This window comes from Nocardia sp. NPDC127579 (assembly GCF_042672005.1).
GTDB lineage: Bacteria > Actinomycetota > Actinomycetes > Mycobacteriales > Mycobacteriaceae > Nocardia.
On the sequence record NZ_JBHXVZ010000003.1, the window covers coordinates 192,264 to 212,459 of the forward strand.

At 69.6% G+C, this 20,196-nt stretch carries 15 protein-coding genes; 8 read left to right on the forward strand and 7 right to left on the reverse strand.

The window, feature by feature from the left end:
* Window positions 1–6: 6 nt before the first annotated feature.
* The 3 genes from ACFVMC_RS13260 to ACFVMC_RS13270 are packed head-to-tail and all read right to left on the reverse strand — an operon-like array spanning window position 7 to window position 3,224.
* On the reverse strand, window positions 7–1,191 hold the full coding sequence (locus tag ACFVMC_RS13260; RefSeq protein ID WP_379209897.1) for a FecCD family ABC transporter permease: 1,185 nt from the start codon (window positions 1,189–1,191) through the stop codon (window positions 7–9).
* A complete protein-coding gene (locus tag ACFVMC_RS13265) occupies window positions 1,188–2,207 on the reverse strand; it encodes a hemin ABC transporter substrate-binding protein (protein ID WP_379209899.1) in 1,020 nt (339 codons plus the stop codon). Before ACFVMC_RS13265 ends, ACFVMC_RS13260 begins: the two co-directional genes overlap by 4 nt.
* 21 nt (window positions 2,208–2,228) lie before the next feature.
* Complete coding sequence (locus ACFVMC_RS13270) at window positions 2,229–3,224, reverse strand: aldo/keto reductase (RefSeq protein WP_379209901.1); 996 nt, start codon at window positions 3,222–3,224, stop codon at window positions 2,229–2,231.
* A 233-nt stretch (window positions 3,225–3,457) separates the two neighbouring features.
* Between ACFVMC_RS13270 and ACFVMC_RS13275 the strand changes: the two genes are divergently transcribed.
* The 7 genes from ACFVMC_RS13275 to ACFVMC_RS13305 all read left to right on the forward strand — a co-directional run bounded on the left by ACFVMC_RS13275 (window position 3,458) and on the right by ACFVMC_RS13305 (window position 9,196).
* On the forward strand, window positions 3,458–4,393 hold the full coding sequence (locus ACFVMC_RS13275) for an undecaprenyl-diphosphate phosphatase (protein WP_379209903.1): 936 nt from the start codon (window positions 3,458–3,460) through the stop codon (window positions 4,391–4,393).
* A gap of 49 nt (window positions 4,394–4,442) precedes the next feature.
* A complete protein-coding gene (locus ACFVMC_RS13280; RefSeq protein ID WP_379209904.1) occupies window positions 4,443–5,153 on the forward strand; it encodes a histidine phosphatase family protein in 711 nt (236 codons plus the stop codon).
* A 103-nt stretch (window positions 5,154–5,256) separates the two neighbouring features.
* Complete coding sequence (locus ACFVMC_RS13285) at window positions 5,257–5,841, forward strand: DUF3090 domain-containing protein (protein ID WP_379209906.1); 585 nt, start codon at window positions 5,257–5,259, stop codon at window positions 5,839–5,841.
* A gap of 1 nt (window position 5,842) precedes the next feature.
* Window positions 5,843–6,634, forward strand: coding sequence for an SCO1664 family protein (locus ACFVMC_RS13290; RefSeq protein ID WP_379209908.1), 792 nt, complete (start codon window positions 5,843–5,845; stop codon window positions 6,632–6,634).
* 90 nt (window positions 6,635–6,724) lie between these two features.
* A complete protein-coding gene (locus ACFVMC_RS13295; protein ID WP_379209910.1) occupies window positions 6,725–7,204 on the forward strand; it encodes an SRPBCC domain-containing protein in 480 nt (159 codons plus the stop codon).
* Between the two features lie 224 nt (window positions 7,205–7,428).
* Window positions 7,429–8,130 (forward strand): response regulator, encoded by a 702-nt coding sequence (locus ACFVMC_RS13300; protein WP_379209912.1) that lies wholly within the window; start codon window positions 7,429–7,431, stop codon window positions 8,128–8,130.
* 133 nt (window positions 8,131–8,263) lie between these two features.
* Window positions 8,264–9,196, forward strand: coding sequence for an ATP-binding protein (locus tag ACFVMC_RS13305; protein WP_379210566.1), 933 nt, complete (start codon window positions 8,264–8,266; stop codon window positions 9,194–9,196).
* 7 nt (window positions 9,197–9,203) lie between these two features.
* On the opposite strand, the gene ACFVMC_RS13310 is transcribed toward ACFVMC_RS13305, so the two are convergent.
* The 4 genes from ACFVMC_RS13310 to ACFVMC_RS13325 all read right to left on the reverse strand — a co-directional run bounded on the left by ACFVMC_RS13310 (window position 9,204) and on the right by ACFVMC_RS13325 (window position 13,430).
* Window positions 9,204–10,007: a thioesterase family protein gene (locus ACFVMC_RS13310; protein ID WP_379209913.1), complete on the reverse strand. Its 804-nt coding sequence runs from the start codon at window positions 10,005–10,007 to the stop codon at window positions 9,204–9,206.
* Between the two features lie 97 nt (window positions 10,008–10,104).
* Window positions 10,105–11,292, reverse strand: a complete 1,188-nt coding sequence (locus tag ACFVMC_RS13315) for a lipase family protein (RefSeq protein ID WP_379209915.1) — start codon at window positions 11,290–11,292, stop codon at window positions 10,105–10,107.
* 31 nt (window positions 11,293–11,323) lie between these two features.
* Complete coding sequence (locus ACFVMC_RS13320; protein ID WP_379209917.1) at window positions 11,324–12,541, reverse strand: lipase family protein; 1,218 nt, start codon at window positions 12,539–12,541, stop codon at window positions 11,324–11,326.
* Window positions 12,528–13,430, reverse strand: coding sequence for an SDR family NAD(P)-dependent oxidoreductase (locus tag ACFVMC_RS13325; protein ID WP_379209919.1), 903 nt, complete (start codon window positions 13,428–13,430; stop codon window positions 12,528–12,530). Before ACFVMC_RS13325 ends, ACFVMC_RS13320 begins: the two co-directional genes overlap by 14 nt.
* A gap of 233 nt (window positions 13,431–13,663) precedes the next feature.
* Between ACFVMC_RS13325 and ACFVMC_RS13330 the strand changes: the two genes are divergently transcribed.
* Entirely contained in the window at window positions 13,664–20,185 is a 6,522-nt protein-coding gene (locus ACFVMC_RS13330; RefSeq protein WP_379209921.1) for an SDR family NAD(P)-dependent oxidoreductase, read from the forward strand.
* The last annotated feature ends 11 nt before the right edge of the window (window positions 20,186–20,196 follow it).

Consider the following 20,196-nt stretch of genomic DNA (forward strand, 5'->3'; position numbering starts at 1 on the left):
TGGCGCTCATCCCCAGCCTCCGGCGCGGGCGCGGGTGCGGCGCAGCAGCCAGAAGAAGAAGGGGCCGCCGATGAGGGAGGTGAGCATGCCGAGGGGGAGGTCGGCGTTGTCGACCAGGGAGCGGGCGCCGACGTCGGAAGCGAGCAGGACCACGGCGCCGATCAGCGCGGACAATGGGATCAGGACGCGGTGGGCCGGGCCGACCAACATGCGCACCAGGTGCGGGACGATCAGGCCGACGAACAGGATGATGCCGGAGAAGGCGACGCCCGCGGTAGCGAGCACGGCCACGATGACGATCACATTGCGGCGCAACTGATCGACGTCGACACCGAGGTGCCGGGCGGCGGATTCGCCGAGTGCGAGCAGATCCAGGCGCGGCGCGATCACGATCGCGGCCAGTACACCGGTGATCGTCAAGGTGCTGACCACCCAGACCGCGTCCCAGGTCGCGCCGTTCAGACTGCCCAGCTGCCAGAACACGATCTGGTCGCGGGCGGCGGGGGAGGCGATGAACAGCAGGAACGCGATCAAACCACCGGCGAACGCGTTGACCGCGACACCGGTGAGTATCAGCGTCACCACTTCGGTCCGCCCGTTGGATCGAGACAGTAGATACACCAGCGCCGTGGTCAGCAGTCCGCCGACGAACGCGGCCGCCGCGACCGACCAGGCCGCCACGAACGCCCCGCCGATCACGATCACCGTGCCGGCCCCGACCGCCGCACCCGCGGACACACCGATGACACCGGGTTCCGCCAGCGGATTCGCGAACACGCCCTGCAACAATGCGCCCGCTGTAGCCAGCGCCGCCCCGACCATGATCGCCAGCAGTACCCGCGGGAACCGGACCTCCCACAGCGTCACCTCACCGGCGGGATGCGCCGGCATCGGTCCCCAGTCCAGCCCGATCCGATGCGCGATACTGCCCGCGACCTCGGCCGGTGTCGTCGGCACCTGACCCACCGCCGCCGACACCAACGCCAGCCCGATCAACGCCGCGATCGCCACCGCGAACACCGCCGTCGTTCGCGACTTTCCCCGCGACTTCGGCACGTCCACCGACACGGCACCGGCCGATCCGGTCACCGCCTTCGGATGCGCGCCGCCAGGACCGGCCGCCGCGCTGGTCGATGAATCGGGTTGTGTGCCTGAGCCGTTGGTCGAGCCCGGGGTGCGGGATTCGCTCATGCGGGGGTGGGGGTGTAGACGGCCTTGCCGAGGGCGGCGATGACGCGGCCGGTGTTGGGGCCGAAGCTGAGCAGGACGGAGTCGGACATATCGACGATGCGCTGGTTGCGGCCCGCGGGGGTTTGGGCGATGCCGGGGACTCTGAGCAGCCCGTCGGTGCCGCCGATGGATTTCAGCCCGTCGGTCATGACCAGCAGCAGGTCGGGGGCGGCGCTGATCATGGCCTCGCTGGTGATACTGGTAAAGGGTTCCTTCAGGCCGGCGGCGGCGCCCGCGTCCCGCGCGCCGAGCGCGGCGATCAACGCGTCGGCGCCGGAGCCGGGGCCGGCGAGCATGGTGATGGCGGAGCTACGCAGATACACGAACGCGATGCTCAGGTCCTCGTGTGCGGGCATGGCGGCCTCGGCGGCGGCGATCTCGGCGCGGGTGCGCTGTGCCAGCGCCTGCCCGCGGTCCGGCACGCCGAGCGCCCCGGCGACCGCCTCGATCTGCGGCACGACCCCGGCCATGCTGCGCTGCGGATCGAAGTAGACGACCGTGACCCCGGCCGCTCGCAGCTGTTCCCGCACGGCCGGTGTGGCGCTGGTGGAATCGGTGAGGAACACCGTGGGCCGCAGCGCCAGAATCGATTCCACGTTCAAGGTGCCGTTGCCGCCGGTGACCACCGGCAGATCGGCGACCGCCGGAAACACTCCGGATGTGCTGCGCCCCACCAGGTTCGCGCCCAGCCCCAGCGCCCACGCGGTCTGCATCAGGGTGCCGTAGCGGTCGGCGGCGATGATCCGGTCCGCCGAGTTCACCGTCACGTCGCCGCCGTCGAAGGACCGCACGGTCACCGGCAGGATCGGTGTGGGCGGTGGCCCGACCGGTTCGGGTGCGATGTCGGTGAGTGTCGCGGTGGACAGTCCGCGCTGCCCGCCGCCGGCCCCGGTGTCGCTGCCGCAGGCGGCGGTCGCGGCGACCAGGAACAGCGCGAGCACGGCGAGCAGGACGCGGATACCGACGGAACGACTCATGTAGGCAAGCCTAAGCGGCGCTCATTCGGTGCGTGCGCTGACGTCGTCGATGGCGGCGCCGATGGCGCGCGGCAACTCCAGCGTCTCCGCGGCCAGCACCCCGGTGAGCTGCCCGATATCGCGGGCGCCGACGATCAGCGAGGCGATGCCCGGCCGGTCCCGGATCCAGGCCAGCGCCACCGCCAGCGGCGAGGTACCGAGCCCATCGGCCGCGGTGACCAGCGCGTCGACCACGCGGGTTGCCCGCTCGTCGAGCCGATTGCTGATCTCGGCCGCGGTCGCCTCGTCCGCTCCACGCGAGTCCGCGGGCACTCCGTCGCGGTACTTGCCGGTGAGAATGCCACCGGCCAGCGGCGCCGACGCGATCAGCCCGAGGCCGTGATGTTCGGCGGCGGGCACCACATCGCCTTCGATATCGCGGGCCAGCAGCGAATACGGGGTCTGCGCCACGCATACCGGCGCGGTCGCGGCGAGGCTGGCCAGCTGCCAGGCGGTGAACCCGCGCACCCCCCCGTAGCGAACCTTGCCCGAACGCACCGCGTAGTCCAGGGTTTCGGCGACCTCGTCCAGCGGTGTGGCCGGATCCCAGGCGGCGATGCTCCAGATGTCGAGGTAGTCGGTGCCCAGTTCCAGCAGCGTCCGGTCCAGCTGACGCAACAGCGCCCGGCGCGAGGTATCGATGGTGGGCCGCACGGTCTCCGGCGTCGGGTGCAGGGGGTCCGGGGCCGGTAGCTCCGGATCGGCGTGTGGTGGGTCCTGCGCCGGGATGACACCCGCGCAGCCGCTGATCACCAGGTCGTCCCGGGAGACCAGGTCGCCGAGCAGTTCGGCGAGCACCCGCTGGGCGGCGCCGCCGCTGTAGGCGGGGGAGGTGTCGACCAGGGTGCCGCCCGCCTCGGCGAACGCGACCAGTTGCACGGCCGCGGCCTCGGCGTCGGTGTGCGCACCCCAGGTGTGGGTGGCCAATCCGATCCGGGACACTCGTAGGCCGCTGCGGCCGATCGTCCGCTGTTCCATCACCGCGTCCACGCATTCGTCACGGCGCCAAGCCTAAACGGCGGCGGGGCCGGGAGGTCGTCGACAGGCGCGGGGTGTGCCGCGCAGACTGGAACCGGCCGGTAGGCCGCGGCGCGCCGAGAGCCTGTACTGTCGCTCGAGATTGCGGCGGTCTGTGCCCTCGGGTGCGCTGCCGCACCCCAATTGCCTACTGAGAACGGGCAATTCAGGCAGTTCGAAGAGGAGGCGCGCGCGTGGGTGAGTCGATGACCTGGATTCAGGCATTGGTACTCGGTCTGGTTCAGGGGCTCACGGAATTCCTGCCGATCTCCTCCTCGGCGCATCTGCGGATCGTGTCGTCGGTGTTCTTCGGTGACGATGCCGGCGCTTCGTTCACCGCGGTCACCCAGCTGGGCACCGAGGCGGCGGTACTGGTCTATTTCGCCAAGGATATCGGCCGGATCGTCAAGGTCTGGTTCGGCGTGAACTGGGAGAAGCTGACCCAGCGCAACCGGGTACCGATCACCGATCAGGTGACCACCGAACTGCCGGTGATGACGCGGGAACGCCAGGCGGTGGCGCAGGCGCAGGCCCAGCGCGACCTGGACTACCGGATCGGCTGGTACGTGATCATCGCCACCATTCCGATCGGTGTGCTCGGCTTGCTGTTCAAGGACGAGATCCGTACCGGCGCACGCAATCTGTGGCTGGTGTCGTTCATGCTGATCGCCTTCGCGCTGGTGATCGCCGCCGGTGAACACTACGGCCGCAAACAGCGCCCGATCGAGCAGCTCACCACCCGCGACGGGCTGATCATGGGTTTCGCGCAGTGCCTGGCCCTGATCCCGGGCGTGTCGCGTTCCGGCGCGACGTCCACCGCCGGCCTGTTCCTGGGCCTGGAACGCGAAGCGGCCGTGCGGTTCTCATTCCTGCTCGCGATTCCCGCGGTCACCGCGTCCGGCCTGTTCAGCCTGCCCGACGCGTTCGCTCCGGCGGGCGAAGGGCTCAATGCCAGCGGCCCGCAGCTGCTGGTCGCGACCGTGATCGCCTTCGCGGTCGGCTACGCCTCGGTGGCGTGGCTGCTGAAATTCGTCGGCAAACACTCGCTGAACTGGTTCGTCGGCTACCGCATCGTGCTGGGCCTGGCCATGATGGGGTTGCTGGCGGGCGGGGTGGTGTCGGCGACGTGAGCCTCCGGCACGGCGATACGCCGCCGACCCGCCCGCGTAGGGTGGCGCCATGACGGTGATCCTGTTGCGGCACGGCCAATCCACGTCCAACACCGCCCGGACGCTGGCCGGACGCAGTGCGGGCGTCGATCTCACCGACCGCGGCGCCGAGCAGGCCCGCGGCCTGGTCGACCGGCTGTCCGCGCTGCCGATCGCGCGCCTGGTGTCCTCGCCGCTGTTGCGCTGTCAGCGAACGCTGGCGCCGCTGGCGGAGAAGCTCGGCCTGGAACCGGAATTCGACGAGCGGCTGCTCGAGGTCGACTACGGGGACTGGACCGGGAAACCCCTGGCCGACCTGGTCACCGAACCACTGTGGAAAGTGGTGCAGCGGCATGCCTCCGGCGCGGTGTTCCCCGGCGGCGAGGGGCTGGCCGCGGTGCAGGCCCGCGCGGTCGCCGCGATCCGCGACCACGACCGGGCCTTCGCCGAGAAGCACGGCGGTGACGTGCTGTGGGTGGCCTGCACCCACGGTGATGTGATCAAGTCGGTGCTGGCCGACGCGTTCGGCATCCATCTGGACGGTTTTCAGCGCATCGTGGTGGAACCGGCCTCGCTCAGTGTGATCCGCTACACCCCGACCGCGCCCTTCGTGTGGCGGGTCAACGACACCGGCGCGGACCTGTCCGGGCTGGCACCGGCCGGTGCGGTCGCCGCGGCTCCGGTCCCCGGTGGCGAAACGGGAAACCCTTCGGGCGCGGATAATGGGAATGCGGAGCGCTGAGATTCCTTGTAAACGAAAGAGGCGGCGCTCGGGCGTCGCGGGATGACCAGGGTGCGTGAGCGGGCTCGCGCGCGAACCAGGAACACTGCGCAGGAGGTGCAGATTGGCACGAGCAATCCATGTATTTCGCACCCCCGATCGGTTCGTCGCCGGGACCGTCGGTGAGCCGGGCGATCGCGCCTTCTATCTGCAAGCCGTTCAGGAACCCCGGGTGGTCAGCGTGCTGCTGGAGAAGCAGCAGGTGAAGGTGCTCGCCGACCGGATGGGTCTGCTGCTGGACGAGGTCGCGCGCCGGTTCGGCGCCACGGTGCCGCCGCAGGCCGACGAGGTCGCCGATGTCGCGCCGCTGGTCACGCCGATCGACGCCGAATTCCGGGTCGGCACCATGGGTTTGGGCTGGGATTCCGACGCGGGCGCGGTCGTGGTGGAGCTGCTGGCCATCACCGAGACCGAGGTCGACGAATCGGTGGTGCTCGACGACACCGAGGAGGGCCCCGACGCGGTCCGTGTATTCCTGACCCCGATCCAGGCGCGCGAGTTCGCGCTGCGCTCCACCCGGGTGATCGCGGCGGGTCGTCCGCCGTGCCCGCTGTGCGGGGAACCGCTGTCCGCGCGCGGGCACATGTGTGTGCGCACCAACGGCTACAAGCGCAGCGACACCTTCGGTCCGGCCGAGCTAGAGGAGTGAGGTGAGCGCGGTCGCCGACGGTTTCGGCACGGGCGAGTTGACGGTGATCGGGCGGATCAGCACCGCCTCCAACGTCACCCTGGTCTGCGACGCCGAGGGCGGCCCGCGGGTGGTGTACAAGCCGGTGCGCGGGGAGCGGCCGCTGTGGGATTTTCCCGACGGCACCCTCGCCGGGCGGGAGGTCGCCTCGTATCTGATCTCCGACGCGCTGGGCTGGGGTGTCATCCCGGAGACCATTCTGCGTGATGGGCCGTTCGGGCCCGGCATGGTGCAGCGGTGGGTGGAGGCGGTCGACAATCACACCGATCGCGGGGACCGGCTCGACCTGGTCGATCTGTGCCCGGTCGGCGCGGTGCCGGACGGATTTCGCGAGATCCTGCGCGCCCAGGACGATCTCGGCAACGAGGTCTGCCTGATCCACGCCGACGATCCGCGCCTGCAACGGATGGCCGTGCTGGATGTGCTGCTCAACAACGCCGACCGCAAGGGCGGGCACGCGCTGGAGGGTACCGACGGGCAGGTCTACGGCGTCGATCACGGCATCTGCCTGCACACCGAGCACAAACTGCGCACCGTGCTGTGGGGCTGGGCAGGTCGACCGGTCGACGAGGTGCTGCTGGCCGATATCGAGAAGTTCGTGAAGGCGCTGCCGGGGGAGATCGCCGACGGTCTCGCCGCCCATATCACCGATGCCGAGATCGACGCACTCGGTCACCGCGCGAAAGAGCTACTGGCCCACCCGTATATGCCGGTGCCGCGTACCTCCCGTCCGATTCCCTGGCCTGCCTTCTGACCCGCCGTCCGCGCGGGCTCGATCCGGCGGCCGGCTGTGGAATACTGCCGCGTAATGCGAGGGACCGGGAGTGGAGGGGCCGACGTGGTGATGTCCGATCCGACGCGTGATCCCGCGTCGGTCGAGATCGATGTCTATTTTTCGCACGCACCGTCGGAGGTCTGGCGTGCGCTGGTGGAGCCGGTGCTGGTGGAGCGGTGGTTGATGCCCTCGACCGGGCTCGACGCGTCGGTCGGCACACGATTCGTCTTCAGCGTGCCTCCGGCCGCGGGATCGGAGCAGACCGCCTCGGTCGGCGAGATCGAGTGCGTGGTGCTGGCGGTGCGCCATGGTGAGCAGTTGACCCTGAGCTGGGCCGACCTGCGTGCCGAGCAGCCGATCGAATGGGTGGTCGACGTGGCCCTCGCACCGGAGGGGCACGGCACCCGACTGTTGCTGACGCACAGCGGGTTCGATCTGACCGACCGGCGGCAGAAGATGGCGCGCAACGGGATGGAACGGATGTGGCGGGGTAGGTTGGCTCGGTTGCGCGACCTGCTCGAGATCGGCCACCTGTTCTGGGCGGAATAGCCGCTCGAGCGAGCAGCGGGGCGGACCTGTTCGCCGACGAAGCGAACGAAACCGTCCGTCGGCCGTGGGTTCGAGAACGACGGAGTCGGCGGCCGCGACCCTGGTCGGTCGCCGACGTATCCCGTTGCCGGTCCGGCGCGCCCGGGATCCGCGATCGGGGTGTGCGCACAGGATCTCCACATGTGCCGACCCGGTCGCGCACACGCGATGGTTAGGGTTCGCTCATGGAACAGACTGGCGGCACCGGGCGCGCGGCCCGGCGGATCCTGGTGGTCGACGACGAGGTGACGATCGCCGAATCCGTGGCGGCGCGGCTGCGCGCGGAGGGTTTCCTCGTCGAGATGGCCCATGACGGGCCCGCGGCGGTGGCAGCGGTCCAAGCGCGCGAACCGGATCTGGTGGTGCTGGATGTGATGCTGCCCGGATTCGACGGCCTGGAGGTGTGTCGCCGGATCCAGACGGGGCGTTCGCTGCCGGTGCTGATGCTCACCGCACGCACCGATGAAACCGATCAGCTCATCGGGCTGGGTGTCGGCGCCGACGACTATCTGACGAAACCGTTCTCGATGCGGGTCCTGGCCGCCCGTGTGCATGCCCTGCTGCGCCGCATGGAACGCACCGCAGAACGCGACGGCGCCACCATCGTTGTCGGCGACCTGCGCATCGATATCGATCAGCGCCGGGTCTGGCGTGGGGAGCTCGAAGCCCAGCTCACGCCACTGGAATTCGATCTGCTCGCGCGGCTGGCTCGCCGCCCCCGCGTCGTGCTGGCCCGCGAGCGCCTGCTGGAGGAGGTGTGGGATTGGGCCGACGCTTCCGGAACCCGGGCCGTCGACAGTCACATCAAAGCCCTGCGCCGCAAATTGGGCGCCGATCTCATCCGCACCGTTCACGGTGTCGGCTACGCCCTGGAGGGTCGTTCGTGATCGCCGCGCGTTGCCGGTGGCAGTGGGAGGCGTCGTGAGATCCAGGCTTGCCGCGGTGGGGGATTGGGTCGCGGAGGTATTGCCGCGTCCGCTGGATCCGGTGCGGTCGATCAAGGTGAAGCTCGCGATCCTGATGCTGGTCTCGGGCGGAGTGGCGTTCGGGTTCTTCCGGTTCCGGATCGGCTGGCTGCCGCCGCGCACCACCGTCACGGCCGTGGTGATCGCCTTGCTGACGTCGCAGTTCCTGGCGCACGGGATCACCCGGCCACTGCGGGAGATGACCGCGGCGGCCAAGCGCATGGCCCAGGGCGACTACACCCGGCGGGTGCGGGCCAGCTCGCGGGACGAGGTGGGCCAGCTGGCCGAGGCGTTCAATCAGATGGCCGCCGACCTCGCCGCGGCCGACCAGCAGCGCCGCGATCTCATCGCCAATGTCTCCCATGAGCTGCGCACCCCGATCACCGCGTTGAACGCGGTGCTGGAGAACCTGGTCGACGGTGTCTCCCAACCGGATCCGGGCACGCTGCGCACCGCGCTGGCCCAGACCGAACGGCTGGGCCTGCTGGTCTCGGAGTTACTGGACCTGTCCCGGATCGAAGCGGGCGCGTTCCCGCTCGACCGTGAGGACCTGGCGCTGGCGACCCTGCTGGACGAGGTCGTCGCCGAAGCCGAGGTGATGACCGCCGTGCTCGGTCGCGGCGTCACCTTCCGAACCGACGTACTTCCCAGCACCGCACGCATATTTGCAGACAGTGCAAGATTGCATCAGGTGCTGCTGAACCTGCTCGACAACGCCGCCCGGCACGGCCCCGCAGGCGGTGAAGTGCGGATTCACGCCAGAACCGAATCAGGTTCGGTCATCATCGACGTCGCCGACGACGGACCGGGCATCCCGCACGCCGACCGCGCCCACATCTTCGACCGGTTCACCCGCGGTGGCCGCACCGACACCGGCGGCACCGGGCTCGGCTTGTCCATCGCCCGCTGGATCGTCGAATTGCACGGCGGCACCATCGCGGTCACCGATCCGGGCTCCCGCATCCGCCTCACCCTGCCCGCCTCGTGAGCGTGCTCTAGGGGATCAGCGCCAACTGCCGGGATTGGGCGACCAGCGCACCCGTGCTGTCCCAGATGTCGAAGTCTTCCTCATGGAATCCGTCGATCAGGTAGTCGGTGCGGACGCGGCAGCGCAGCCAGCCGGGTGCGGGGCGGCGGCGGATGTGGACGGTCAGTTCGACGGTGGAGGACCCGGGCACACCGAGGTCCATGACCACGGGCGCGGCGGAATCGACCAGCAGGGCCAGCGCGACCGGGTCGGGGTCGCGGCCGTCGGTGAACCGGCACCAGAAGTCGGCGGCGGTGGTGCCGCCCGGCGCGCCCGTCCAGAATCCGGGCACCTTCGGCATCCGGAACTCGACGCGTTCGGCGATCGTCGCTCCGCCGATGGCGCCGAGCCCGGCGGCCGGATCGACACAGTCCTCCGGCGCGGGCAACTCGGGCGCGTCGGCTCGTTCGGCGGTCCGGCCGGTGGCCTGGCCGAGATCGGTGAAAGTGGCCAGCACCCGGATGATCTCGCGATCGTCGCGGGTCAGCACCGCCGCACCGCTCGCGGTGCGCCGACCGATCCGCGCCACCTCGGTGGCGATCCGCGCGGGCCCCAGCACCCCCGGCCGCAGGAAATGCGCCGACGCCGACAGCAGATCCGGTTGCGGAATCTCCTGCCGCAACGCCTGCAAACAGGTGGCCAGCAGATAGCCGCCATTGGCGGCACCGCCGAAGGTGGTCCAGCGTTCGGACAACTCGAGGGCGAACTCGTGCGCACCGACCCGGGTACTGGCCGTATCGGTGTCGAACATGAAGGGCGTAGTGGTGGTCATCCGGACAAGATCCTTTCACTCGCCCTGATCCTGCCCGCGCCCGCTGACCTTGTCGATTACCCGCGGGGTAATCGACAAGGTCCGCCGCGACGTCGGGTCAGCATCGTATCGGTGTGGGCTCACCGCGGAATCTGGCCTCGAAGTAGTTCCAGGCCTCCGGTAGTCCCGCCACGGCGGTTGTCATGTGCTCGGAGAGGTCGTATCGGGAGAACGTGATCGGGACGCCCTCTCGGCAGTAGCGGGCGGCGACGTCTGCTACTGCGTCGAAAGGGGTCAGTTCGTCGTAGACGCCTTGCCAGAGCAGCGTGGGTACGGTCGGTAGCCCGGGGTAGTGGCGCAGGCTGTTCTCGCGGAGCACCGCGCGAGCGTCGGGGTCGTCCATGAGGTTCTTGGTGGCAGCCAATTGTTCGGCATTGCGGATCGCGCCGTGCAGGAGCAGGAATCGACGGCACTCGTCGTGGGTGAAATCGCGGAACCACAGGCCGGTCTCGTTGAGCTGCCGGGAGATCGGGAGTCGATCCGGGTATTCCCGCTCGAGTCCCATGGCTGCCGCGAAGGCCAGCCCGAAGCCTGGATGTGGGCCGAATCCGATGCCCAGCGCCATCTGCTCCAGGTCGGCCGGGACGCCGCCGGCCGCGGCCGCGGTGAGCTTCAGAGTCGGTGCATAGGTCGGCTGCAACGCGGCCGCCCAGGCTGTGGCCATCCCGCCGCCGGAGTACCCCGCGAGGCCGACCGGTGACTGGTCCAATCCGAGTTCGGGTACGCGCTGCACCGCTTCGACGCTGTCGAGGGTGACCATACCGCTGAGTCGCGCGGCACCGTAGGCGACGTTCGGGCCGAGATAGTCCGGCAGGGAGATCGCCCAGCCGCGGCTGAGCGGAAGCACCGAACCCCAGGCATCGAGTGTCTCCTCGTTGATCAGCGAGGAGGACGGATTGCATTTGGTGCCAAGGGAATTGATGAGGGCCTGATAGGAGACCAAGGGTGGCCGGACGACCCCGGCGGGTACGAGCACCGTGGTCACGCCCATGATCGGGTTTCCGGCCGAGTTGGTGGACCGGAACGCGACGTGCCACACGGAGATGTTCGTGACCGGGCCGAGATCGAGGCGGCGGACCCGCACGACGTCGCCGGGAGCCAACCGCCCCAGGTCGTCGGGAGCACGGAAGAAGGGGTCGGGATTCGGTGTGGGATACAGGGGTTCGGCAGTCGCGGCCGGGTCCGGCGCGACCAGGTAGAGCGCGCACAGCAGCACAGCCAGGACAGTGGTGGATATTCGGCGCATGGCGATTCCTCGGGGTGGTGCAGGGTGATGGTCAGCAGTTGCTCGGCGCGGCTTCACCGCGGAATCGGGCATCCAGCCACGCGACGGCGGAGGGGAAGCCCATGACTGCCGTGGCAAGGTGATCGGGACTCGGATACAGCTCGGAGTGCAAACGAACGCCTGCCCGGCAGTAGCGCTGATTGGTGCGATCGATCGAATCGACCGGTACCAACGGGTCCAGCGGGGTGTGCCATTCGAAGATCGGGATGGCGGGAATGCCGTCGAACAGCTCGAGGCTGTTCTCCGCACCGACCTCCCACACGTGTGGGTCATCGATCAGGGATGTGCTGGTCGCCAGTTCTGCCGCGCTGCGCATAGCGCCCTGTCCGATGAGTTCCAGCGTGCATCCGTCCGTCATCGCCTCGCGCACGGCCAGGCCCGCGGCGTTCATCTGGTCGCTGATCGGCAGCCGGTCGGGGTACTCGCGTTCCAGGCCGAGCGCGGCGGCCATGGCCAAGCCGAACATGGGATGAGGCGAGAGGCCGAGCGCGCGGGCCATGGCGACGATGTTGGTCGGCACTCCGCCGGCCGCGGCGCCGACGAGCCGAAGTTCCGGTGCGTAGTCGGGTGCCAGCGCCGCCGCCCACGCGGTGGCCATCCCACCGCCCGAGTAGCCGAGCATGGCCAGCGGGCTTTCGGCCAGCCCCAGGCTCGGCACCTGACGGATCGCGCGCAGGCCGTCGAGGGTGATCATGCCGCCGAGGCGGGCGGCGCCGTAGGCGGCGGTGGGGCCGAGATGGTCGGGTAGCGCCACACTCCATCCCCGCATGAGCATGGTGTTGAGCAGCGGCACAGCTCGGTACAGCAGGTTCGGGTCGTAGTCGTAGAGGGCGTGTGACACCGCGCATCTGGTGCCGAGCCCGTTGATGATGTGCTGGTAGGACAGCAGCGGCGCGTTCGAGGAATGGTCGCGCGGAGTGAGCACCGTCGTCGTGGCGGCGATCGGCCTGCCCTGGGAGTTCGTGGACCGGAATTTGACCAGTGCCACCGATGCGGTGGGAAAGTAGGGCAGCGGAGGTTGCTCACGCACCCCGAGCACCTGGCCTGCGGCCTTGGTGTCGATGTCGGCGGGGGTCGCGTAGAAGACGTCCGGGTCGGGTGTGGGATAGAGCGGTCGCGGCGCTGCGGGGGCGGCGCTGGTCAGCATGAGTCCGGCAAGGACGGCGCCGACGGCGGTACGCAGCGCGGGACGGGAGCTACCGCGGATCATCGGCAGTCCTGGGCGAGCCGATGGGGAAGCGCACGCCGGTGGCGTCCTCGGAGTAGATCCACAGCTGCTGCCAGAGCGAGCGGTCCAGTGCCAGACGGCTCGACGGCGATGGGCCGATCGGGCCGCGGGTGTTGAAGAGCAGGGTGGGGCCCCAGTAGACGTTCGGATCGGCCTGCGGGGTGAGCGCGGCATGCAGGATGGATCGTACTGCGGCGCTGCGGGTTTGGCCGACCAGGGCGACTGCTGGCTCGGCGATCCGGTCCAATGCGGTGCCGGTGCGGGCCACCAAGCCGGTGGGGGCGACCCCGGGGTGGGCCACATAGGAGCGCAGCGGTGCGTCGGCTGCCCGGAGCCGCCGCTCGAGCTCGCGCCCGAACATGAGGGTGGCCAGTTTGGCGCGCGCGTAGGCGACAGGCCGAAGGTATCGGCCCTCGGTCATATTCGGGTTCTCCGGGAATCGGCCGGTCCAGCGGTGGGCGATGCTCGAGATCGAGACCACGCGATCCCGGATCCGGTCGAGCAGCAGCCCCGTGAGGGCGAAATGGCCGAGGTGATTGACCGCGAGCTGCATTTCGAATCCGTCGACGCTGCGGGCGAACGGGACGTTCATCAGACCGGCGTTGTTGATGAGCACATCGATTGCGCCGCAGTCGCCGGCGAAGGCGCGAACGGAGGAGAGATCCGCTAGATCCAGCGGGAGAACGGTGACATCGCCGGGTGCGGTGCGAGCGATCGCGAGTGCGCGTTCGCGGCTGCGGCAGGCCATGATCACCGCGGCCCCGCTCGCCGCGAGGGTTCGGGTCATCTCGGCGCCGAGGCCGCCGTTGGCTCCGGTGATCACGAAGGTGCGCCCGCTCTGACCAGGTATCGGGTCGATGTTCCACGCCATGGGCCGCAACCCTACGAGCGCCGGCAATCGGCGGGCAATGAGATTGTGGATTGTCCGGGGCGACCGTCTGATCGTTGGTCGTTTCCCAAAGTCTGTGAACTCGAGCGGATTTCGCCGACGCAGTGCCATAGCGTGACCGAAGTCAGCGCTCGAGCAGGTCGCTGGCCGGTCGCTACCTGGTATGGAACCTGCTCGATTCCCCGTAGATCACCGAGGCAGGAGAGGTGTGCCCGATGGCGAACGAGAACGAGCTTCGCGCCTACGTGAAGAAGGCGATCCGCGAATTGCACTCCACCCGGCAACGCTTGGCCGACCTGGAGGCGCGGAGCCGTGAGCCGATCGCCATCGTGGGCATGGCATGTCGCTACCCAGGCGGGATCGAGACTCCGGAACAGCTGTGGCAGGCGGTGGCCGAGGGCCGGGACCTGATGGCGCCCTGGCCGCAGGATCGTGGTTGGGATGTGGACGATCTCTTCGACCCCGAGCCCGGCCAGGAGGGGAAATCGTATGTGAGGTCCGGTGGATTCCTTTCCGGCGCCGCCGAATTCGACGCCGGATTCTTCGGCGTGAGCCCGCACGAAGCGCTTGCCATGGATCCGCAGCAGCGGGTGATCCTGGAGACCGCGTGGGAGGTGTTCGAGCGTGCGGGAATCGATCCGCTCTCGATGCGGGGCACCGACACCGGGGTGTTCATCGGGATGATGTCGGATCCGCAGGGCGCGAACGCCCGGGACAATCGGCAACAGATTCGCGCGGGCGTCGAGCAGTTCTTGATGACCGGGCAGGCCGCCAGCGTCGCCTCGGGGCGAGTGGCCTATGTACTCGGCCTGGAAGGGCCCGCGGTAACCGTCGACACCGCCTGCTCGTCGTCGCTGGTCGCGATCCATCAGGCGGTGCGGTCGCTGCGCTCGGGTGAGTCGTCGTTGGCGCTCGCGGCCGGGGTCACCGTGATGACGACGCCGGCGGCGTTCGTGGCGTTCTCCACCCAGCGGGCGCTGGCCTCGGACGGCCGCTGCAAGTCGTTCGCCGCGGCCGCCGATGGAACGGCGTGGGGTGAGGGCGTCGGCATGCTGCTGCTGGAGCGCGTTGCCGACGCCGAACGCCTCGGGCATCCGATTCTCGGAGTGGTGCGGGGATCGGCGGTGAACTCCGACGGCGCATCCAATGGACTGACCGCGCCGAACGGCTTGTCGCAGCAGCGGGTGATCCAGGCTGCTCTGGCCGACGCCGGCTTGACCCCCGCCGATGTCGATGTCGTGGAAGCGCACGGCACCGGCACGCCGCTGGGCGACCCGATCGAGGCGCAAGCGCTGCTCGTCGCGTATGGGCGACACCGGGCCGAGGCTGATCGGCCGCTGCTGCTCGGCTCGCTCAAATCGAATATGGGGCACACCCAGGCGGCGGCGGGTGTCGGCGGGCTCATCAAAGTGGTGATGGCCATGCGGCACGGCGTCGTTCCGCCCACCCTGCATGTGGACAGCCCTACTCCACACGTCGACTGGTCGCAGGGGGGCGTCGAATTGGTCACCGAGGCCGGAGCCTGGCCCGTGACCGGCCGGCCCCGGCGCGCGGCGGTGTCGTCGTTCGGTATCAGTGGCACCAACGCGCATGTCGTCGTGGAGCAGGGGGACCCGGCACGACAAGCCGACGAGGACCCGAGTCCAGGATCGGACGCGACTGTCCCGCCGGTCGTCCCGTTCGTCATCAGCGCACGCACCGCCGCGGCGTTGCCGGGACAGGCGCGCAAGCTGCTCGACTTTCTCGACACCGCGGCCGATACCGATCCTGTCGATATCGGATGCGCGCTCACCAGCGCACGCGGCCGATTCGACCACCGCGCGGTCGTCGTCGGTCGCGACCGGACCGAATTGGCCGCCGGCCTTCGCGCGGTAGCCGAGGGCGCGCAGGCGCGAAACGCAGTGTGGGGCACTGCGACCGGCGTGGCACGGGTCGCGGTCCTGTTTCCGGGACAGGGCGCGCAGCGTCTGGGCATGGGGCGGGAGCTGTATCAGGGCCATCCCGTCTATCGCGCGGCCTTCGACGAGGTATGCGCTGAACTCGACCGGCACCTCGACAGTGGTGTGCGCGAGGTGCTCTTCGCAGCGGCGGGGTCCGCGCCGGCCGCCCTGCTCGACCGTACCGACTTCACCCAGGCCGCTCTGTTCGCGACCGAGGTCGCCCTCTACCGGCTGGCCGAATCCTGCGGCGTGCGACCCGATTTCGTGCTCGGGCATTCGATCGGCGAGCTCGTCGCGGCATATCTGGCCGGGGTGTGGACACTGGCCGATGCCTGCGCTCTGGTAGGAGCGCGCGGCCGCCTGATGCGCGCGGCGCCGGCCTCGGGGGCGATGGTGGCGGTGAACGCCGACGCCGACACCGTGGCCGAATTCGTTCGACCGCACTCCGGCAGTGTCGCGATCGCCGCGGTCAACGGTCCGGCGTCGGTGGTGATCTCCGGTGCCGAGGACGTCGTCGCCGGCATCGCCGACCAGTTGTCCGACAAGGGAATTCGGGCGACGCGACTACAGGTGAGCCATGCCTTCCACTCGCCGCTGATGGACCCGGTCCTGCGCGAGTTCGCGCAGGTGTGCCGGCAGCTGACCTATCGGGAACCCGCCCTCGCGGTGGTCTCCACCGTCACCGGGAAGATCGCCGATGCCGCGCAGCTGTGCACCCCTGACTACTGGGTAGCCCAGTTGCGGGAACCGGTGCGTTATCTCGACGCGGTGCGCTGGGTTCGAGCCGAAGGCGGGGCGGGCTGCTTCCTGGAAGTGGGACCGGGCGCGTCGCTCACCGCGCTGACCCTGGCCGGGCTGGGCGACGAGGACGACGAAGGTGTGACCGCAACGAGCTTGCAGCGTCCGGACGTGCCGAGCGATGTGGGCTTTCTACGCGGGCTCGCGGTCGCCGAGGTGAACGGAGTGCCGGTCGACTGGTCCGTGCTGTTCGCGGGTACGCGCCCCGGGCGCGTCGATCTGCCCACCTATGCTTTCGATCGCAAGCGTTACTGGCTGGAGTCGAGCGGCGGTGGCGATGTACGGGGTGCCGGTCTGGGTGCCGCGGATCATCCGTTGCTGGGGGCGCGGCTCGACCGGGCCGACGACGGCGGGTTGCTGCTCACCGGCCGGATCTCGCTCAGCTCTCATCCGTGGCTCGCCGGGCACCGAATCGGCGGGACGGTGCTGCTGCCGGGTACCGCGTTCGCCGAACTAGCTTGGTACGCAGGCGAATTGGTCAACTGCCCGGCGCTACGGGAGTTGGTGCTGGAGTCACCGATGGTGGTTCCCGAGACCGGGGCGATGGAGGTCCAGGTGGTCGTGGGCCCGGACCTGGGGGACGAGGGACGCCCGCTGTCGATCTATTCACGCGCGCAGGACGGCACCGATTCCCCCTGGGGTGTCAACGCCACCGGCGCTTTGCACGCCGGCGAGCCGGATCCTGTGGCGCCGGCGGACTTCAGGACCTGGCCGCCGGTCGACGCTGTCGAGGTGCCGTTGGCGGCCCCCTACGAGGCGTTGGCCGCGCTCGGGTACGACTACGGGACCACTTTCCAGGGTCTTCGGGCATTGTGGCGCGTCGGCGAAGTCGTTCTGGCCGAGGTCGCCCTGCCGGACGACGCCAAGACGGATGCCGAACGGTTCGGCCTGCATCCCGCCCTGCTCGACGCGGCACTGCACGCGATGATCGCCGCCGGGATGTCGGGATCCGCGGACTCCGGCCAGGTGCGGCTGCCGTTCGCGTGGGAAGGTCTGTCACTGCACGCGGTGGGCGCCTCGGCGCTGCGCGTGCGGATCGAACCGGTAGCCGCCGACCGCATCCGGATGGAGGTGGCCGACAGCAGCGGCGGGCTGGTGGCTCGCGCGCAATCGCTGGTGCTGCGTGCGGTTCCGCTCGAGGCGCTGGGTGCTCGGCCACGGCCGGCCGAGGACGCGATGCTCGAACTCGCGTGGACTCCGGTGCCCGTCACCGATACCGAAACCGGCGCGGTCTGGACCGATCTCGCTCTCGGCGCGAGCGGGCCGAACGGCGTGGAGTCCTGTGTGATCGCGAGCCGGACATATGTGGTGCTCTCCTGCTTCGGCACCGGGGCAACGTTTTCTACCGTTCCGGCCACAGTGCGCGACCGGGTGACCTCGATGCAAGCGCTGGTGCAACAGCTGCTCGCCGTGGCGGACCTGAGCGACGCCACGATCATCGCGGTGACCAGCGGTGCCGTCGCGGTGGACGGCGCCGAGGATGTCACCGATCTGGCCGGTGCTGCCGTCTGGGGTCTGCTGCGCAGTGCCCAGAACGAGAACCCGGGCCGGGTCCGGCTGCTCGATGTCGGCGATCCGGGGGAGTGTCGGGAGGCGGCTCTGATCGCGGCCTCGCTGGCGGAGCCGCAGCTGGCGATTCGCGGCGCGGGCGCATTCGTCCCCAGACTGGTCCGGGCGGGCGCCGACACCGTCGGCTCGCCGGAGCTGATCGGTGGTGATTGGCTGCTGACCACTCGTGGGCGCGGAACCCTGCACGGTGACAACATGGTGCTCGCCGCCGACCTCGCGGCAGGGCGCCGGCTCCGGCCGGGGCAGGTCCGGGTGTCCGTTCGCGCGACGGGGGTCAACTTCCGGGATGTGCTCATCGTGCTGGGGATGTATCCCATCCCGGACACTCCGGTCGGCGGTGAGGGCGCGGGTGTCGTCGTCGAGGTGGCCTCCGATGTCGTGGACCTGCGGCCCGGTGATCAGGTGATGGGTATCTTCACCGGCGTCGCCGCGACCGTGGTCGCCGACCGGCGCACTGTGGCGCGGATACCGGCGGGCTGGTCCTACGAACAGGCGGCGGCGACACCGATCGTCTTCGCGACCGCCTACTACGCGCTGGTGGACCTCGCGGTCGCCCAGCGGGGTGAATCGCTGCTGATTCACGCCGCGACCGGCGGCGTGGGTATGGCGGCGGTACAGCTCGCCCGCCACCTCGGATTGGATCTCCACGTCAGCGCCAGTGTGGGTAAGTGGGAAGTGCTGCGGCAGCAGGGATTCCCCGACGATCGGATCTCGAACAGCCGCACCGTGGAGTTCGAGCGGCACGTCGGCGCCGCGACCGGCGGACGCGGGGTCGATATCGTGCTCAACTCGCTGGCCGGTGACAAGGTCGACGCGTCCCTGCGATTGCTGCCACGCGGCGGCCGATTCATCGAGATGGGACTTACCGATGTCCGCGACGCCGCGCAGGTGGGCGCCGCGCATCCCGGCGTGCGCTACCAGAACTTCATCCTGATGGACGCGGGGCCGGACCGACTCGCCGAGATTCTGGCCGAACTGGTCTCGCTGTTCGAATCCGGTGTGCTGCAACCGCTTCCGGTTACCACCTGGGATGTGCGCCGGGCGCCCGAGGCGTTCCGGCAGCTGAGTCAGGCACGGCACACCGGCAAGTACGTCCTCACGATGCCGGTCCCGCCGGACCCGGCGGGGACCCTCCTGGTGGCCGGCGGCACCGGCGGCCTGGGTGCGCTGACGGCTCGGCACCTGGTCGTGGCGCACGGCGTGCGGCGTGTGCTGCTCGCCAGCCGGCGTGGCGCCGAGGCCGAAGGGGCCGGCGAACTGGCGGCGGAGCTGGCCGCGCTCGGGGCCGAAGTCGAGATCGCCGCGTGCGATCTCGGCGAGCGCACCGCGGTCGACCGATTGCTGCGTGCGATACCCGATCAGCATCCCCTGATCGCGGTCGTCCATGCCGCCGGCGTGGTCGAGGATGCGGTGTTCACCGCGCAGACTCCCGATCATCTCGCGAAGGTGTTCCGCGCCAAGGTCGATGCCGCGTGGAATCTGCATGAGGCGACCCGCGGGCTGCCGCTGTCGGCCTTCGTGCTGTATTCCTCGATCGCGGGAGTGCTCGGTTCGCCGGGACAGTCGAATTACGCCGCCGCCAACAGCTTCCTGGACGCGCTCGCGCAGCGCCGCGCCCGCTCGGGGCTCGCGGCTACCGCCGTGTCCTGGGGGCTCTGGGACCGTGCCACCGGAATCACCGGACATCTCGCCGAGCGTGATCGAGCGCGGATACGCCGGGAGGGCCTGATCGCACTCTCCGACACGGAGGGACTCGCGCTCTTCGACTCGGCCGTGGCGCTGGGCCGCCCGCATATCGTTGCGGCCCGGTTGGATCTGCCCGCGCTGCGCGGACACTCGGACCCGGACGAGCTGCCGGCGGTACTGCGATCACTGTCGACGGGGATCCGCCGCGCCGCCCAGGCGGGCCCCCGAGCAGCCGCCGATCTGGTCGCCGCACTGACCGGTCTGGCGCCAGCGGAACAGGAACGAGTGATACTCGACCTGATCCGTACCCACGCGGCGGCGGTCCTGGGACACGAAACACCCGATGCGGTACCGGCCGACACCGCCTTCACCGATCTGGGGTTCGACTCGCTCGGTGCGGTCGAATTCCGGAACCGGCTCAAGGCGGCCACGGGCGCGAAGCTGCCCACCACAGTCGTTTTCGACTACCCGTACGCCGCCGCGCTGGCCCGTTATCTGCGCACCGAGATCGCGCCCGTCGACGATCCGGCCGCTCGAATCACCGATCAACTGGACGCGCTGGCGGCCAGCTGTGCCGGCATCGAACTCGCTTCGCACGAGGTGAACACCGTCATGGGCAAGATCGACACGATCGTGCGCGCCCTGCGCGGTGCGGCCGCGGAGGATATCGACGATCTCGACAGTGCCGACGACGACGAGCTCTTCGGGTTGATCGACCAGGTCCATCCCGCGGCGCTGGGCTGAAAGGCAGAAGT